This window comes from Chitinophaga silvisoli, from assembly GCF_003412465.1.
Lineage (GTDB): Bacteria > Bacteroidota > Bacteroidia > Chitinophagales > Chitinophagaceae > Chitinophaga > Chitinophaga silvisoli.
In genome coordinates this window covers 1-15,258 of record NZ_QTJV01000027.1, presented here as the reverse complement: position 1 = coordinate 15,258, position 15,258 = coordinate 1, and the positions used below count along the sequence as shown (strand labels likewise).

At 36.8% G+C, this 15,258-nt stretch carries 11 protein-coding genes; all 11 read right to left on the bottom strand.

Features of this window, described 5'->3' with window-relative positions:
* Nucleotides 1–435: 435 nt before the first annotated feature.
* A complete protein-coding gene (locus DXN04_RS33550) occupies nucleotides 436–951 on the bottom strand; it encodes a hypothetical protein (RefSeq protein WP_116857799.1) in 516 nt (171 codons plus the stop codon).
* A gap of 231 nt (nucleotides 952–1,182) precedes the next feature.
* On the bottom strand, nucleotides 1,183–2,466 hold the full coding sequence (locus tag DXN04_RS33540; RefSeq protein ID WP_147320147.1) for a hypothetical protein: 1,284 nt from the start codon (nucleotides 2,464–2,466) through the stop codon (nucleotides 1,183–1,185).
* Nucleotides 2,467–2,469: 3 nt separating this feature from the next.
* Entirely contained in the window at nucleotides 2,470–2,979 is a 510-nt protein-coding gene (locus tag DXN04_RS33535) for a hypothetical protein (RefSeq protein ID WP_116857796.1), read from the bottom strand.
* A 10-nt stretch (nucleotides 2,980–2,989) separates the two neighbouring features.
* Nucleotides 2,990–5,260 carry a hypothetical protein gene (locus DXN04_RS33530; protein ID WP_116857795.1) on the bottom strand — a complete coding sequence of 757 codons (2,271 nt, stop codon included), beginning with the start codon at nucleotides 5,258–5,260 and terminating at the stop codon, nucleotides 2,990–2,992.
* A gap of 1,158 nt (nucleotides 5,261–6,418) precedes the next feature.
* Nucleotides 6,419–6,919, bottom strand: coding sequence for a hypothetical protein (locus tag DXN04_RS33525; protein WP_116857794.1), 501 nt, complete (start codon nucleotides 6,917–6,919; stop codon nucleotides 6,419–6,421).
* A gap of 404 nt (nucleotides 6,920–7,323) precedes the next feature.
* Entirely contained in the window at nucleotides 7,324–7,461 is a 138-nt protein-coding gene (locus DXN04_RS35025; protein WP_158569302.1) for a hypothetical protein, read from the bottom strand.
* Between the two features lie 420 nt (nucleotides 7,462–7,881).
* On the bottom strand, nucleotides 7,882–8,217 hold the full coding sequence (locus tag DXN04_RS33520; protein ID WP_116857793.1) for a hypothetical protein: 336 nt from the start codon (nucleotides 8,215–8,217) through the stop codon (nucleotides 7,882–7,884).
* Nucleotides 8,218–8,792: 575 nt separating this feature from the next.
* Nucleotides 8,793–9,197 (bottom strand): hypothetical protein, encoded by a 405-nt coding sequence (locus DXN04_RS33510; protein ID WP_116857791.1) that lies wholly within the window; start codon nucleotides 9,195–9,197, stop codon nucleotides 8,793–8,795.
* A 4-nt stretch (nucleotides 9,198–9,201) separates the two neighbouring features.
* Nucleotides 9,202–10,401, bottom strand: coding sequence for an RHS repeat-associated core domain-containing protein (locus tag DXN04_RS33505; RefSeq protein WP_116857790.1), 1,200 nt, complete (start codon nucleotides 10,399–10,401; stop codon nucleotides 9,202–9,204).
* Nucleotides 10,402–10,611: 210 nt separating this feature from the next.
* On the bottom strand, nucleotides 10,612–11,235 hold the full coding sequence (locus DXN04_RS33500; RefSeq protein ID WP_147320146.1) for a hypothetical protein: 624 nt from the start codon (nucleotides 11,233–11,235) through the stop codon (nucleotides 10,612–10,614).
* Between the two features lie 10 nt (nucleotides 11,236–11,245).
* On the bottom strand, nucleotides 11,246–15,019 hold the full coding sequence (locus DXN04_RS33495) for an RHS repeat protein (protein WP_233525747.1): 3,774 nt from the start codon (nucleotides 15,017–15,019) through the stop codon (nucleotides 11,246–11,248).
* Nucleotides 15,020–15,258: the final 239 nt, after the last annotated feature.

The window sequence follows — 15,258 nt, the reverse complement described above, 5'->3', positions numbered from 1 at the left end:
ATGTAGTTCTGCATCCGGCTATTCAAACCATCCTTAATACTGGTGTATTTAATCGGATCGACATTAGCGGAAACGATTGTAAATATACAATCAGGGTATCCTGATATGGAGGTAATTTAACATTAGCATCACTATAAAAGATGGAGAAAATATTCGCACTATCTTCCGATGTTGCATATCGAAGAACTATGAAAAGCTACCAGAATCTGCAGTTGCTTTCATCCAGGTAGCTTTCATTAGTATACTTCTAAAATAAGACTGTTCAAATTTTAAACATACTCTTAATGTTTGGGGTTTTCTTTTAGGTTGTTGCGAAATTAACGAGATACCGCTTTCCTGCAAAGTTTCGACTATAACATATAAATATTTATACTTTGAAAAAACAATTTAACCCTAAAGATTTAATCTAATCCTTCAGGGATATAATAAAAATTACTATTCTTCTAAAAACTGTATATCTTTTCTAATCAAAGTAACTTCATTTTTAATTGCTATGAACCCGAATTCCGGATTGAATATATATTGTGGCATATGAGAGATTGACATATTCTTAGGTGGCACAAGTGTCAATATAAATGATTTCATTCCTCTAAACATACCGGGGTTACTCCACGTTGTTGTAAAAACAATACCATTAATATTGAATCTCACATTATATCCTCTGCTTTTCACAAAGAAAGGCTGCCATTTATCGCTATGTCGAAAATACCAATCACCATTTTCAATCATGAATTCATATACAAATGAAGTTTTCCTAGTAAAAAGTCCCACTTCACAGAACACACTATCATTTAAATATTGCCTATGATAATTATATGCATACTCTTCTCCAATAGCATTATTATCGATTGAGTCACCAACTACAAAATAAAAAACAGAATCTTTCACCTGTGCAGATACTCCTAAATGGAGCAACACAAAAAACATAGAAATAAAAATCTTATTAAACATAAATATCAATTCTTTTCACCAATTCAAATAAATAATAATTACTATTTCTTTTATAATTTGGTAACCATTCTTGCGAATCGGCTACCAGATTATTTTTTGATGTCCTTGGTTTTACTATATACTTTTTTACTTTGTATGCTTGTTTTTCAGACTGCCAATATTCCCGCAACATAAAGCTTCTATAAAGAACTAACAATATCAGGTGTGGGCGTTTAAATTCCCCAAAAAACCTTATTTACTTGTTGAGGCGTCAGTCTCAGATTTTTTTTCGTCTTTTTTTTCAGTTTGTTCCGCTGACTTAGTAACCTCTTTGTAATTTACTGCTTCTTGCCCCTTATACCATTTACTATACTCTTCCTTATAGGTAGTATTATTTTTAACCGATAAATCTGTTATATACTTTTTAAAAGCCTTTGATTCTATAATACCGGTCCAAGATAACTGTGTCAACTGTTCATCTGTATACCCCAATTTATTTTCCTGATTATACTCTTTCAATGCGGATAACAACATAGCTTGGTATTGGCTATAATAGTCATGAGGTAAATCGTCGCCATGCTTATGTGTTCCTATCATGGTATGAATAGCCTCATGGATAATTGTTTTAGCAATACCAATCTCTGTCTTTTCATAGACTTTAATCACCGTCTTACCATCTTCAACTACTTCTTTTGTTTTTGTAAGCGGCGCAGTACCATAATAAGACAGAGCTGTTGTACCAACAATTTCCTCGCTGATCACCTTTTTCCCTTGTGTTAATACAGATAGCATCTTGGACACTGAAGTTATTGCAGCAGTCCTGTCATGTTTGAAGATTTTGGATATTTTGCCATATACATTCCACCTAATACTGTCAACACCTGCCCGGCGATCGGATACAATATTACCTATACTGTCATATTTGTAGTTATCATATCCCTGGTTATCAATATCATTCCCATAACGGCCCCAGTTTACTGTATCCTTAACATAGGTCAGTTTGTTAGTTCCAGGACGATAATTGTAGGTCATGGAGTCCATCACCAATTGAGAACCGGCAAAAGAATTATTACCATTTCTTTTGTATTTCAGGATATTACCATTTCCATCGTAGCTAATATTCTCCTGGAAGTCAGGTAGCGCGGTAAATGCATTCGTCCAGGAATTGGTCACGGTGTCCAGACCTTTATTAGCTGTCATGCATTTGATATGATTAAGCACGTCGTAAGAATAAGTGTATTCCAGCGGTGTACTAATCGACGATATGCTTTGGCTGATAGCGGATATATTGCCATTAAATAATGGCTTATTACCGACTGCCGCTACAAATGGCTTAACTGAAGAATTGATTGGTGTGTAGTCTTTGTTTCCATAGTAATGAATACCAAATCCAAATACATCCTTCGGAACCAAACTACCACTGGTACCATCACCACCTATATCGAAAGTGGAGTTCAGAGTAGTGCTGTTTACTCCTTTTAAACAACCCTTCAGCGTATAAGCCTTGTCAATATACGTCTTACCTTCAAGCAACACAAATTATCTTCCCACATAACAGTACCAACTATCGTCTAAACTCTTATAATAAGTAGACACCAAAATAGCACTGTCTATTGGTTGAAATAAATATGCAAGATGAATTCTCCCTTTTCTAAATACTACTCCATTCAATAAAGAGGAGTAGGCTACATCATCAATTTTCAACTTAAAAAAAGTATTAACAACTTCAGTTCCATTAATTGAGTGGAAGTAACTATCCTTTACTTCCTGCAAAGCATAGGGTTGTTCTACTTTACCTGCTGTTATCTTTTTCACTAAAATAGTGTTGCCTTCTTTGTAGCCGACAAAATTATATAACACCTTATTAGAATCAATATAGTGAAAACTTACTTTATCGGGGGATCTAGTGGAAATCTCCCAACTTCTAAATAATAATGGATTTGTGACTTTAATTCTATTATAGACTTCGTTGATTTTTTCCTCTGGTCTAAGTCGACCACATGAAAAAATCAATAAAATAATAAAAAATATTTTAACGCGATTTATCATAGTTATAGATTTATTTTTTCTTTGGCCATTCGAATCCTAAATGTATAGAAAACTGATCATCATCAGAATCCAATTCAAATCCATGGGTTTGTATATTATTAACATGCGCACCAAATTTTGCCCATCCTTCCGAAATTCCTAACTTATTTGCACCTGCTCCCCATAAAAAGTTACCAAAATTATATCTGTTATGAGCATACACACCCGATTTGGTAATTGTTATATATAGGTACTCATCTCTTAAAACAGATAATTCTGATTTTCCGTCAACTACGTGATGCACCTGTGCTGACACGGAATAATCCATTTCATCTCCCCCCTTTTTATCAGGATCACTTCCACTGTGATTCTTAATGTAAGAAATATTATGTTTCTGATTTTTCTTATTGTACACCCCAGATACTTTTAGTATGTTAAAAATATCCATATTATTAACTATGAGCACATATTTTATGTCTTTTCCTATTATACTTTCAGGATCATGTATGGGATCGGCAAACTTGAAATTTAGGGGTTTTTCGTAATAAGTCTTCCCATTTTTAGTATACTCCTTCAAATATATAAGTCCAGTATTCTCCTTTCTTCCATCATCAGCAATTCTTAGCAGCGTGCCATCAGGCTTGTACCGAAAGCTTGTATCTCCCAAAGGATCACGAAGTAAAACAGGACTATTAAAAAATGAAGCATAGCTACTTATAGATGGATTTGGTTTAGGATCTAAATTCCATCTTCTCCCAGTCCTAGGATCATATTCCCAAAATTGCGCAGTATAACTATTTCCCTCTCCTTTGATATCATCGCTTCTCTCCTGCCCATTAAACCCATACCTATAACCTTTACCGGCAATCCCATAACTCACTCCATTATCACTCCCTGCATCCGCATTGGACTGATCTACCAGCAGCGTCGTAAACTCATCTGCAGTTCCACTCACAAACTCTCCTTCAAAACTAATTGACTCTGTTGCCATATACGTCGCTGGCAGGTTATTCGTACGTTGAGTCACAGTCAGTGTTGCCGGTATCGTATCTCCATTCTTGATAATACTACCTGCTATATTCCTACCAGTGCCAATTTGACCACCTCTGCCTGGCATTAGCATGCCAAAGGGATAATATTCCTGCGCAGTCACTATTACTGCATTATAATGGTCTACAGTCATATTATTGAGAGATACACCCTGTTTCCTGTCTGAAACAGTAGCGAGCACATTCCCCAGGTGGTTTGTCAATTCAAAGAACTTCTTTCCTCTTATAAAGGTAACATTTCTTCCCGTACCAAGTCCGGTCATACTTGTTCCGGCAGGTGTTGTCAGATCCTGTACATTGATTGCCAAGGTGTTCATACCTAAGCGGCTGATGCCATACAGGTTCGTTTCAATCTGACTGAGCTGACCTTTATTGACCGAGGTATCATTATAAGTATAGACACTCAGGATATTACCCGTTGCATCTCGCATATACCAGGTTAGGGTCGTATCGTTTGCCTTGTTGATTACCCCCTTGCTGATCCGGTTACCGGTTACATCGTATGTATAGACGATCGCGGTACTGTCATGTTTGAAGACTTTGGATACTTTGCCATATAAATTCCACCTGATACTGTCAACTCCTGCCCGGCGATCGGATACAATATTACCTATACTGTCATACTTGTAGTTATCATATCCCTGGTTATCAATATCATTCCCATATCTGGCCCAGTTTACCGTATCCTTTACAAATGTCAGTTTATTGGTTCCAGGACGATAATTGTAGGTCATGGAATCCATCACCAATGGAGAACCCGCAAAAGAGTTATTGCCATTTCGCTTGTATTTCAGAATATTACCATTTCCATCATAACTAATATTCTCCTGGAAATCAGATAGCGCAGTAAATGCATTCGTCCAGGAATTGGTCAGGGTGTCCAGACCTTTGTTAGCTGTCATGCCTTTGAGACGATTAAGCACGTCGTAAGAATAAGTGTATTCCAGCGGTGTACTAATCGATGATATGCTTTGGCTGATAGCGGATATATTGCCATTAAATAGTGGCTTATTACCGGCTGCCGCCGCAAATGGCTTAACTGAAGAATTGATTGGTGTATAGTCTTTGTTTCCATAGTAATGAATACCAAAGCCAAATACATCCTTCGGAACCAAACTGCCACTGGCACCATCACCACCTATATCGAAAGTGGAGTTCAGGGTAGTACCGTTTACTCCTTTTAAATAACCCTCCAGCGTATAAGCATTGTCAATTCCCTGTACCTGTTGCTGACCGATTACTGTACGGGCCAAAGGTCCATGTTTATAATACTGGTAATAAGCATCGTTTTCCCAGAAAATACTATCCCGGCTGGTTTCTACATTCGTTAACCTGTTTAATGCATCATAACTATAACGGTGATAGAAAGCATCCTTATTACCGGGCTGGTAGCCCTTGGAATTATCTCTCCAGTTCGCGGCCTACTGCGGAGGTAAATTGTATTACAGGATGCTGAAGTGATCAGATATTTTAAAAAGGTAGAAACACTCACTGCTGAAGATAAAGCAGCGCTGTTATGCGTTATTTCCGCCTTTATCAGGAATGTTAAAACTAAACAAGCTTATACGCATTGAGGCACTCTAACAATGGGCTATGAGCCTCTAAGAAATGAAAAAAGAATGCCGGCGGAATAGTAACAGGAGATGTAAGGCTAATAAAAGTGCTACTACCATTACATGAGCTCAACAATGAATCCAGGTTCGCCTGGGTCATATGAATACCTCTCGTAGCCGCCAGGTAAGCAGCAAATGTGAGGCTGGTTCCTCTCGCTGTATATTCGCTCTTCAGCGCCTTCAATTTAGTAACACTGACAATCGTCTGGTTTGCTGTATAATGTGATGTCGTAATAAGCCTGTTGCTGATCGTGAAGATACTTTAGGATGTGCTGGTTAAATAAGGAAATAAGGCACCTCGTTGGTTGCGAGGTGCCTTAAAAAAGATAATAAGACCTGATTAATTGCGTTTTAATTTCTCGGAAATCAATTTAACCGTTTAACAGCAAGAGTATCAATTGCAATTTCCTTGATGTAGTTACTTCTTTGTTATCGTATATTCAACAAATAAACATTTCTCTATTCTGAAAGATTTTCAAGCCAGTGTTTATTCCTATGCCTTTCCTATAATATTGCAAGATTATAGGTAATAATTTTAATTTCCTTCAGAAACTAAACTGGGTGATACAAGCTTTCCTTGATCATACTCATTAAGAAGTATATTATGCGAACAAGGCTTCACATTAGTTTGAGTCATTGATATATTAAAAATCCAAATAAAAATAAAAACTTTGCCATCACTTATTTAAAGGTTGTCTATTGGCCGTCTTAAATCCAACCTTCTTAATGTAATCAATCACATCTTTATAGATAAAAGCCACCAATGTATTTCCATTCTGAACAAGGCAATAATGTTACTCATCGCGCATAATAATACAATTGTCCGTCAATACGTTTGTAAGGTACAGATGCTATAAACGTACTATCGATTGGTTGAAACAAATATGCAAAACAAAAAGCTCCTTTTTTAAAAATCATTCCATTTAAAGATGATGAATAATTAACATAATCAACTTTTAAATTGAAATAAGCTCTTACAACATCAAGACCATTTATTGAACGGAATTTCGGATCATCTACATCTTGCAAAAAAGTTTCCTGCGCTTCTTTTGATACCGTTCGGAAGATAATACTATTGTCATCTTTATTACTGATAAAGGCATAAAAAACCATATCAGAAGGAATGTGATGGAAACCGACTAATTTAGAACCGTCTCTATTTGAAATCTGCCAATCTCTGAATAAGGATGGATTTGTCTTTTTAATTCTATTATATACCTGATCCAGCTTCTCTTCTGATCGAAATTGACATGAGTAAAATACCAAAATAATACAAAGGATGTATTTGTACTTTTTCATAAGAAAAGATTTAATTTTTCTTGGGCCATTCAAATCCTAAATATTAACTGATTTGACACCATAAATCCTGTTTGTGAGTATACTTCTGAAGTGTTTACAAAATCAGGATTCTTTAATTGCTGTATAATTTTTTTTAAAATTAGTTCATTCATTGAATTTTTATCTCTATCTAATGGCATACTATTAGCATTTTATAGCCTTCATTAGATTGTTATGCTTACCTATATATAATATCAAATCCATTCACCTCTTTCATATTCTAAATTTTCTTGAAAATGAAAAAATATTGATTTACCTATTAGATGGAAGGCGCATCGTGGGTTCGATGCGCCTTCAGTTTATTTTTCTTTGGTCAATCTTTTACAGACAAGATCTTCTTTACCCCTTTGTCATAAGCCTAAATTTTACATTTCTTTGATGACATCGGAGCGTAAAGAGCATTTATTCAACTGGCAGACACCCGTTTTTTTATCTGCTCGGATTACATCTACGATCACCTTGCTTTTCTGGAAGATAAAAATCTGGTAGCTTTCTATATACATGTTGATCTATTTGAACATCCAGCACATATAATAGCTCCATGTCGTCCAATGTCTTGCGGAATTTAAATCTATTGCCATACAAACCATCTGCGCCAACAAAATTAAATCTGGTTTTAAGTTCTGCCTGACATTTTACAATCAATTGCCAGCTCTACTTCACTTTGCGGTGTTATCCTTTCTTTGGGAACGCCTATTGCTTTAAACGCTTTTTTCGCTTGTTCAGCTTTCTGGCAAGAATAATTCTGTATCAATGAGGCCATAATATTTTTCTGCCTTTAAGCTCCATATACAGCTACCTGATAATTTTCAACTTTACCCATTGTACCACACCTTTCCCAGGGCAGCTTGAATAGCAAAGCCAGCCATTTAGCGCGCTTTACTTTTCCAATTTTATATTGACTCTTTTTACATGATCAATCTTTATTTATCTTCTTTAGGCCTTTCCCATTCAGGATTCTCCTCAAAATAATTACTTAATGTTTGAAGTAAAATCCTTTTAAGCTCATCTTCGGTTTCATCTTTATAGTAAATAGGAATATAGTCTGTCCAAAAAACATCCATTTCAATCTTTATTCTCCTTCTGAACCATAAAGTAATATTTAGAATTAAGTTGATGTTATAAGCTGAACTAAGACCAAATAAAAAACCTTCTATATATATTTTATACGAATAATAACTCGTATCTCCATTAAGGACCATTAGTGGTCTTTCTTTAAGAACATTAATAAGCCCATCAATTGATGCTTGTACGTCCATAATTTTATTTTACAGTCATTATTTTACTTGCTCAAATATCAAATCATCAGCGTACTCAAACAACTGTTTATAAATGTTTAGTGGCATTCCCGCTGCACCTGTCATTTTATCATAAACCATCCCACCGTTAATAACATTTACACTTTCATAGTTTATACAAATCTTCTATTCATTCATAATTCTCAGCTAATTCACGGAAACTGTTGAAGCCCTTGGGGCTGTAAGAACTAAGGAGCCAACAGGTGAAATATTTTCCACAAAAACAACCTTGGGATAATAACCACCTGGCCATCATATCCCTGCATTGGTCTAGAATAATTCTCATTATTAGAAAGCCTGCAGTCTCTATTGCTTTTAACACTAATATTTCGTGTAATAAGTCCCTTACATATTGCCCACCAGCGATTGCAGTTACTATCCGGAGTTCCTGCCAACGCTGTAGGAATTGTACGACATGCATGTCTACATATTTATTGCAACATTTTTGTAAACATCAAGTAGCATTATAGAATCTGAGAGGCTAACTAAATAGTTATCCTATCTCCCTTAAAACAACTTGTAATATTATAGTTTTATCATTCCAATTTACCCTTCAAACTCTCTAACCATTTGATATAATATGCATGTTGCTCATCAACTGTAGCTACTATACTTACATCATCAACTGGATCAAATATTTTACATATATTTTCCTTAGTTACAGGCTTACCCAACACAAGTTTGTATGCATTTATTCCTATCATCATACCACTTGAAGGATAAACATCTAATCTTGCGCCATTGCACATCAATTTTATTTCAAACAATTCCAATTCACGCCTCAATTTTACCAATGCTAAAAAAGGATAATATTCATATGTTCTGATATTAAAATCTTCTGATTTAAAAGTCAATTCTACCTGTTGATTAACATTGGAAAAAAATAAATTAGATTCAAAAAATTCTTTTCCGTTAAAGTATTTAATTGAATAGTATTTCATATAATTATTCAGTTACATATTGAGATGAAACAATGCGTTTAAATGGAACTTTCAGTGGAATAAGTATTTCTTTTTCCCACCCAAAACCATAATCTGCACCACGAACGGTATTTACATTTATGGCATTAGCTGGAGTCCTTATTTTATAAATGTATCCTTCCCCATAACCTTCAATCCAAGGATCAAGTACTGAAGGATCATTTGTTGTTGCAACAAAACCAGAAGTTCGATTACGGACGCTCCATCCATCTGTATGTTTATTAACACTCATATCTTTACCCCAAGATTCAAAACCACCAGCAGCCTCTATTTCTGCAGGAGGCCTTGTATCAAATCGATATACATATTTCGGAATATCAGACGGCAACTTAGGTTCACCAGCAAACTTAATTTCCTCTGCAATGTATTTATGTAGTGCCCCAATCTCTGGAATAGAAAAATCCATTTTTCCAACAGCCATTCCTACTGCAAATGTTGAGACAGTCTCCCATTGTTCTGCACTAGCCAGCTGGTATCCGGCATCCTTTAATTGTTGTTTCCAAGGTGTTCGAGTATGGTATGCTAAAGTACTTTCTGCTGATTTTTTTACATTTTTTGCTAATTCTTGAAATTCAGACTTCGTTTGGTTAATTATCACACCAGGTCGAGAAGCATTACTCCCAATATATATAGTTGAATTAATAAGACCTATGCCAAAGTTTAATAACTTCACACCTCCATTATCAATTAAACTTATTACATTTAATGCAATATTATCTCCATACTTAAACTTATTAATCGTCGGAATACCTACCTCTAAACCGTCTAAATCAACAAACATTATTGGCTTATTCCCTGCAAACTGATAAGGGGAATAATAAGGATAATGACTGGTAAGAGGATCTATCGACAGAAACTTCGCCACCCTTGGATCATAGATCCTCATTCCATAATCCTGCCCATTCCCCTCACCCTTCACCTCATTATCATTCTCCTTCCCATTAAACCCATACCTATACCCCTTCGCAACTATACCATAACTTATTCCACTTTCAGTCCCTGCATCCGCACTCGTCTGATCTACAAAAAGCGTCGTAAACTCATCTGCTGTTCCACTTGAAAACTCCCCTTCAAAACTTATTGTCTGCGTAGCCATATAAGTTTCAGGAGTATTATTACTACGCTGGGTAACTGTCAGGGTCGCAGGGATGGTATCTCCATTCATTACAACAGTACTACCCGCAACATTCTTTCCTGTGCCTCATGGAAGAAAAATAATGCATCTTCAATTATATACACCTCACCATCTGACACTATAAAACTAAAAAAATACTCCCCGTAAACGGTAAACGCCAGCCGATGACCGGGGTTTACTACTTATGAGGAAGGAAGAATATCTTCGACTAATATCAAAACCCTAGTGATACCTATAAATTTATTTGCTTCCATGTTCCATCATTTCATCTATACGGATCTTCAATTCGTCAGGCAATTGTTCTCTTAGTGCATTTAAAACAGGCAAAAAATTATCATTATCCGGTGCACGGGAAACTAATTTGACTATTTGATTGCCAAAGTCTGCATACCATGATGAAGGTTTATCTAATTTTGATAAGCGTTGAATTAAATCTATATATTCATCAAAATCATACTCTGCTGTATCCAAAATACTTTCATACAAATATTTAGCAGATGCTTCCTGTGACTTATTCAAGTCTTTTTTAAAGTAGTCTGTCAGGAAATTCAGAATCGGGAAATCTATATTTTGAGCTTCCAAATCTTGTAAAACAGTGCGTGCATGTATAAGAATTCCGATCAAATCCAAATTTTCATGTTGAATAGCATATTCTACATCTTGCAGATATAACTGTGAACGATTATCGTATTTTTTTAAATTAAGAGCATAATTATTAATGGCCTCCCACATTAATCTTACCTCTTCTTGTAGAATATTTCTATAAAGATCCACATCCATGATAGGAGATTCCATTTCTGATTTCAGCCTTTTTTTTCGGTACTCAAAATATGGTATCATTTCTGACATATTCAATCTATACATAGGTTCTGATTTATTTTTTTTTCGCCTTATATAATCCAGGAGTGCTTTTGTAAATATAATCAATGGCCATTATTCTTCCATTAAAATGAACTGATCCGGCATTACCTGGGAATCCAAAATTATCATTCAAAAAATAACCTATACCAGTACTGGTAGGCCAAGAATATTTTTCTGCCTTCATAATAGGGAGGTTTGCTCGCCTTGCCCTTTCAGTTACATTATTCCCATTATTATCCAAAGCAGGTATTGAGACACTTTCGAGGTAGGCTTTTGTTCCCTTTGGCACCGTATATCTAACAATAATGTCATACTGATAAGCCTCTCCACCTTTAAAAATAAAACTATTGGCATAGGTTAAATACTTTAAATCGGAAGTAATAAATGGAATATCACCCTTATAAAGACGTGATTGGATATACCCACCAGTAGCTTTAAATTCTGTCCAGCCCATAGCTCTATAAAAATACTCAACGCCCGAACCTGCATCTTTCCCAAATTCATTTAAGTCGTCTGTACGTTTTGCTATTTTCCCCCACCAAGGTTTACCGAAAGTCCAAGTTTCCTTTGCCTTTTCATTTGTCAATAAAGAAATTTGCCAGGTATTACCGTTTACACCTATCACAGTTCCAGACGTTCCATCTGCATTCATGGAAAAACCTGCTCGTGGAGGAATCAAATTATCAAGCTCGGCTGGTGTTATAAAACGTTGAGGTGCATCTAATCCACCTTGGGGAAGGGTTCCTAATTTGTACCCCATTGGCCTATAACCGTTACCTAAACGCCCAACTCCTCTCTGGCTATTAATATACATCCCTTCTCCAGCCATAGTTTCTACTTCCGGAATTACAGATGTAGAAAGGCCAGGGCCAGGGCCGCCAGGCCCGCCAGGCTCTGCTTCAAGTCCAAGCGCATCCATATTTAATATGGGACTATTATTGGCAAATAAATATGGAGATAAACCCGGGTACTTTTGGGTTAAAGGGTCGATGGTAAAAAATCTGCCAGTCCTTGAATCATATATCCGGGCCTCAAATGCCAGCACATTCCCTTCCCCCTTTAGCTCATTATCATTCTCTTTCCCGTTAAATCCATATCTATATCCATTGGACGTAATGCCATAACTTACACCATTTTCAGTACCTGGATCTGTATTTGACTGATCTACCAATAGCGTAGTAAATTCATCAGCAGATCCACTCGTAAATTCCTCATCAAAAGTGACGGACTGAGTCGCCAGATAGGCTGACGGCAAATTGTTCGTCCGCTGGGTGACAGTGAGTGTTGCTGGTATCGTATCTCCATGAACCACAACCGTACTACCTGCAACATTTTTACCTGTACCAATAGGACCACCTCTACCTGGTATAAGCATACCGAAGGGATAGTATTCCTGTGCAGAAGTAACAACAGGATTATAGTAGTCTATAAAAGAATTATTGAGAGAAATACCAATCTTCCTGTCAGATACAGTGGCAAGCACGTTACCCAAATGGTTTGTTAACTCAAAAGACTTCTTTCCTCTCGTAAACGTGATATTTTTCCCAAAACCTAAACCTGTCATGCTGGTTGCTGGTGGAGGCAATGTATCCTGTACATTGGTTGTCAATGTAGTTATACCCAGGCGCCCAGAACCATATAAATTGATTTCTATCTGACTAAGTTGTCCCTTATTGACTGATGTGTCACCATAAATGTATGTACTTAAAATATTACCAACAGCATCGCGTACATACCATGTTTGATTGGCATCTACAGTCTTGCTGATTCGATTGCCTGATACATCATAAGTGTAGGAAATTACAGTACTGTCATGTTTGTAAATTTTCGATATTTTACCATATACATTCCACTTAATACTATCCACTCCTGCCCCGTAATCAGACACCATATTGCCACTGCTATCATACTTGTAATTACCACTTACCTGATTATCAATATCATTTCCATAATTAGTGCCTCTCACCAAGTCGGTAACATAGGAAAGCTTATTGGTACCCCGACGGTAATGGTAAGTCAGACTATCCATTCCTAATGGAGCACCTGCAAAGGTTTTATTTCCATTACGATTGTAACTTTGAATATTACCATTTGCATCATAAGAAATCGTCTCCTTGAAATCAGCCAGGGCTGAGAAGGTATTGGTCCAGGAATTAGACAAGCTATCCAACCCCTTATTGGCTGTCATACTCGTAAGGCGATTGAGGAAATCATAGGAATAAGTATACTCCAAAGGTGTCCCAATTGTTGATATATTTTGGCTTATCGCAGATATATTACCATTAAACAACGAGTTATTTCCGATAGCTGCAGCGAATGGTTTAGCAGAAGTACTAATTGGGGAATAATCTCTGGCACCAAAATAATGGATTCCAAATCCATATGCATCCCTCGCTACAAAGCCTCCACTTGCTCCATCCCCACCTATATCAAATAATGGAGTGAGAACGGTACTATTGACTCCTTTGAGCCATCCTTGTAGAGTATATGCATAATCAATACCTTGCACCTGTTGCTGGCCAATGACCATACGAGCCAGCGAACCATCTTTATAATATTCATAATAAGCATCATTTTCCCAGAAGATACTATCATGACTTGTTTCAACGTTCGTCAGGCGATTTTCTGCATCATAACTGTAACGATGGTAAAAGGCATCCTTTTGCCCTGGCTGGTATGCTATAAAATTTATTTTATTACTAATTAAGTCATGTTGATATGTAATTTTTTTGAACCTATTGTTATTCAGAGACATAGCACCTACCCTATAGTCCTGTAACAGCGTATCTATATTCCCATGAATACCATAAGTATAAAAGGTTGCTGTTGTAAATTGCCGATTATCCTTATCAGAAGCATTGTTATAATATCCATTCCATGAGATTCTACCTCTAAGGTTTTCCTGGGTCAAAAAGAGCTTCTCAACTGATGTATAAGCTGTATCATAAGTAATTGCTGTTATTTGACTACGGGTAGCCGCTGCTGCATTCAACCAGCTTGCTAAACTTTGTTCACTCCGGCTAATTGTACTAGTCATTGCCGTCGCACTCGTTAGCTCCCCTACCTCAATTGGCCTACCCAATGCATCAAAGTTTGTGTAACTATAGTTTTTTGCCAATGATTGTTTCACATTCTGAGAAACAACCAATCTGCCTAATTTATCATACCAGTAATTAGTAATACTATCATCAGGTGTTTTCTTTGAGATTATCTGATTCAGCGTATTATACCTATACTCCGTCGCCATCTGATGCGCCGGCACAAACCGTGTACCCACTCTTCTCGCCGCTGCCAGATTCGCCTTCCACGTAGCACTCCGATCAATCACAACTCCCGCTGGCGGAATTGTCCTGGTCAGATTCCCTGCCTGGTCATAATAATACAAAGTATACTGATACTCACTGGTGCCATACCCTAATGTAAACAACTCACGCAGCCCACCTGCAATCGCAGTATCACGATAAATCTTATCAAAATTATTCTTCAGGACATCCTTGTAATTATTGTATAGATCATACCCCTTGCTATATACCAGGAATGCACTATCAGAACAATTATTGATTGTATCCCTGACTGTTGTAAAGATAGTCGCAGACTTTCCACATAATAATATAGTATCAGCAACAGGCTCAGAGACATAAGAAACCCTCGATATGATAGTACCTCCGCCGCCTGTCGTATCACTGATGTGGCACTGATTGGTCCTGAAGTCCATATACTCCCAATAATGCTTATTAAAGCCCAGTCTCACGTTCATATAGTTTTCGAACAACTGGTTCTTCTTCATCTGCACACTATCTGTCGTCTCTCTTACTGGTGCATTACCCGGATATTTGGAAAGATAATTATTATACAATGTATCAATTACCTTACAACCTATACAGATATCTCCAGTATAGCACTGTAATGCCGGTGGAATAGTAACAGGAGAGGTAAGGCTGATACAAGCGCTATTACCATTACATGAGCTCAACAATGAATCCAGGTTCGCCTGGGTCATATGAATGCCTCTCGTAGCCGCCAGGT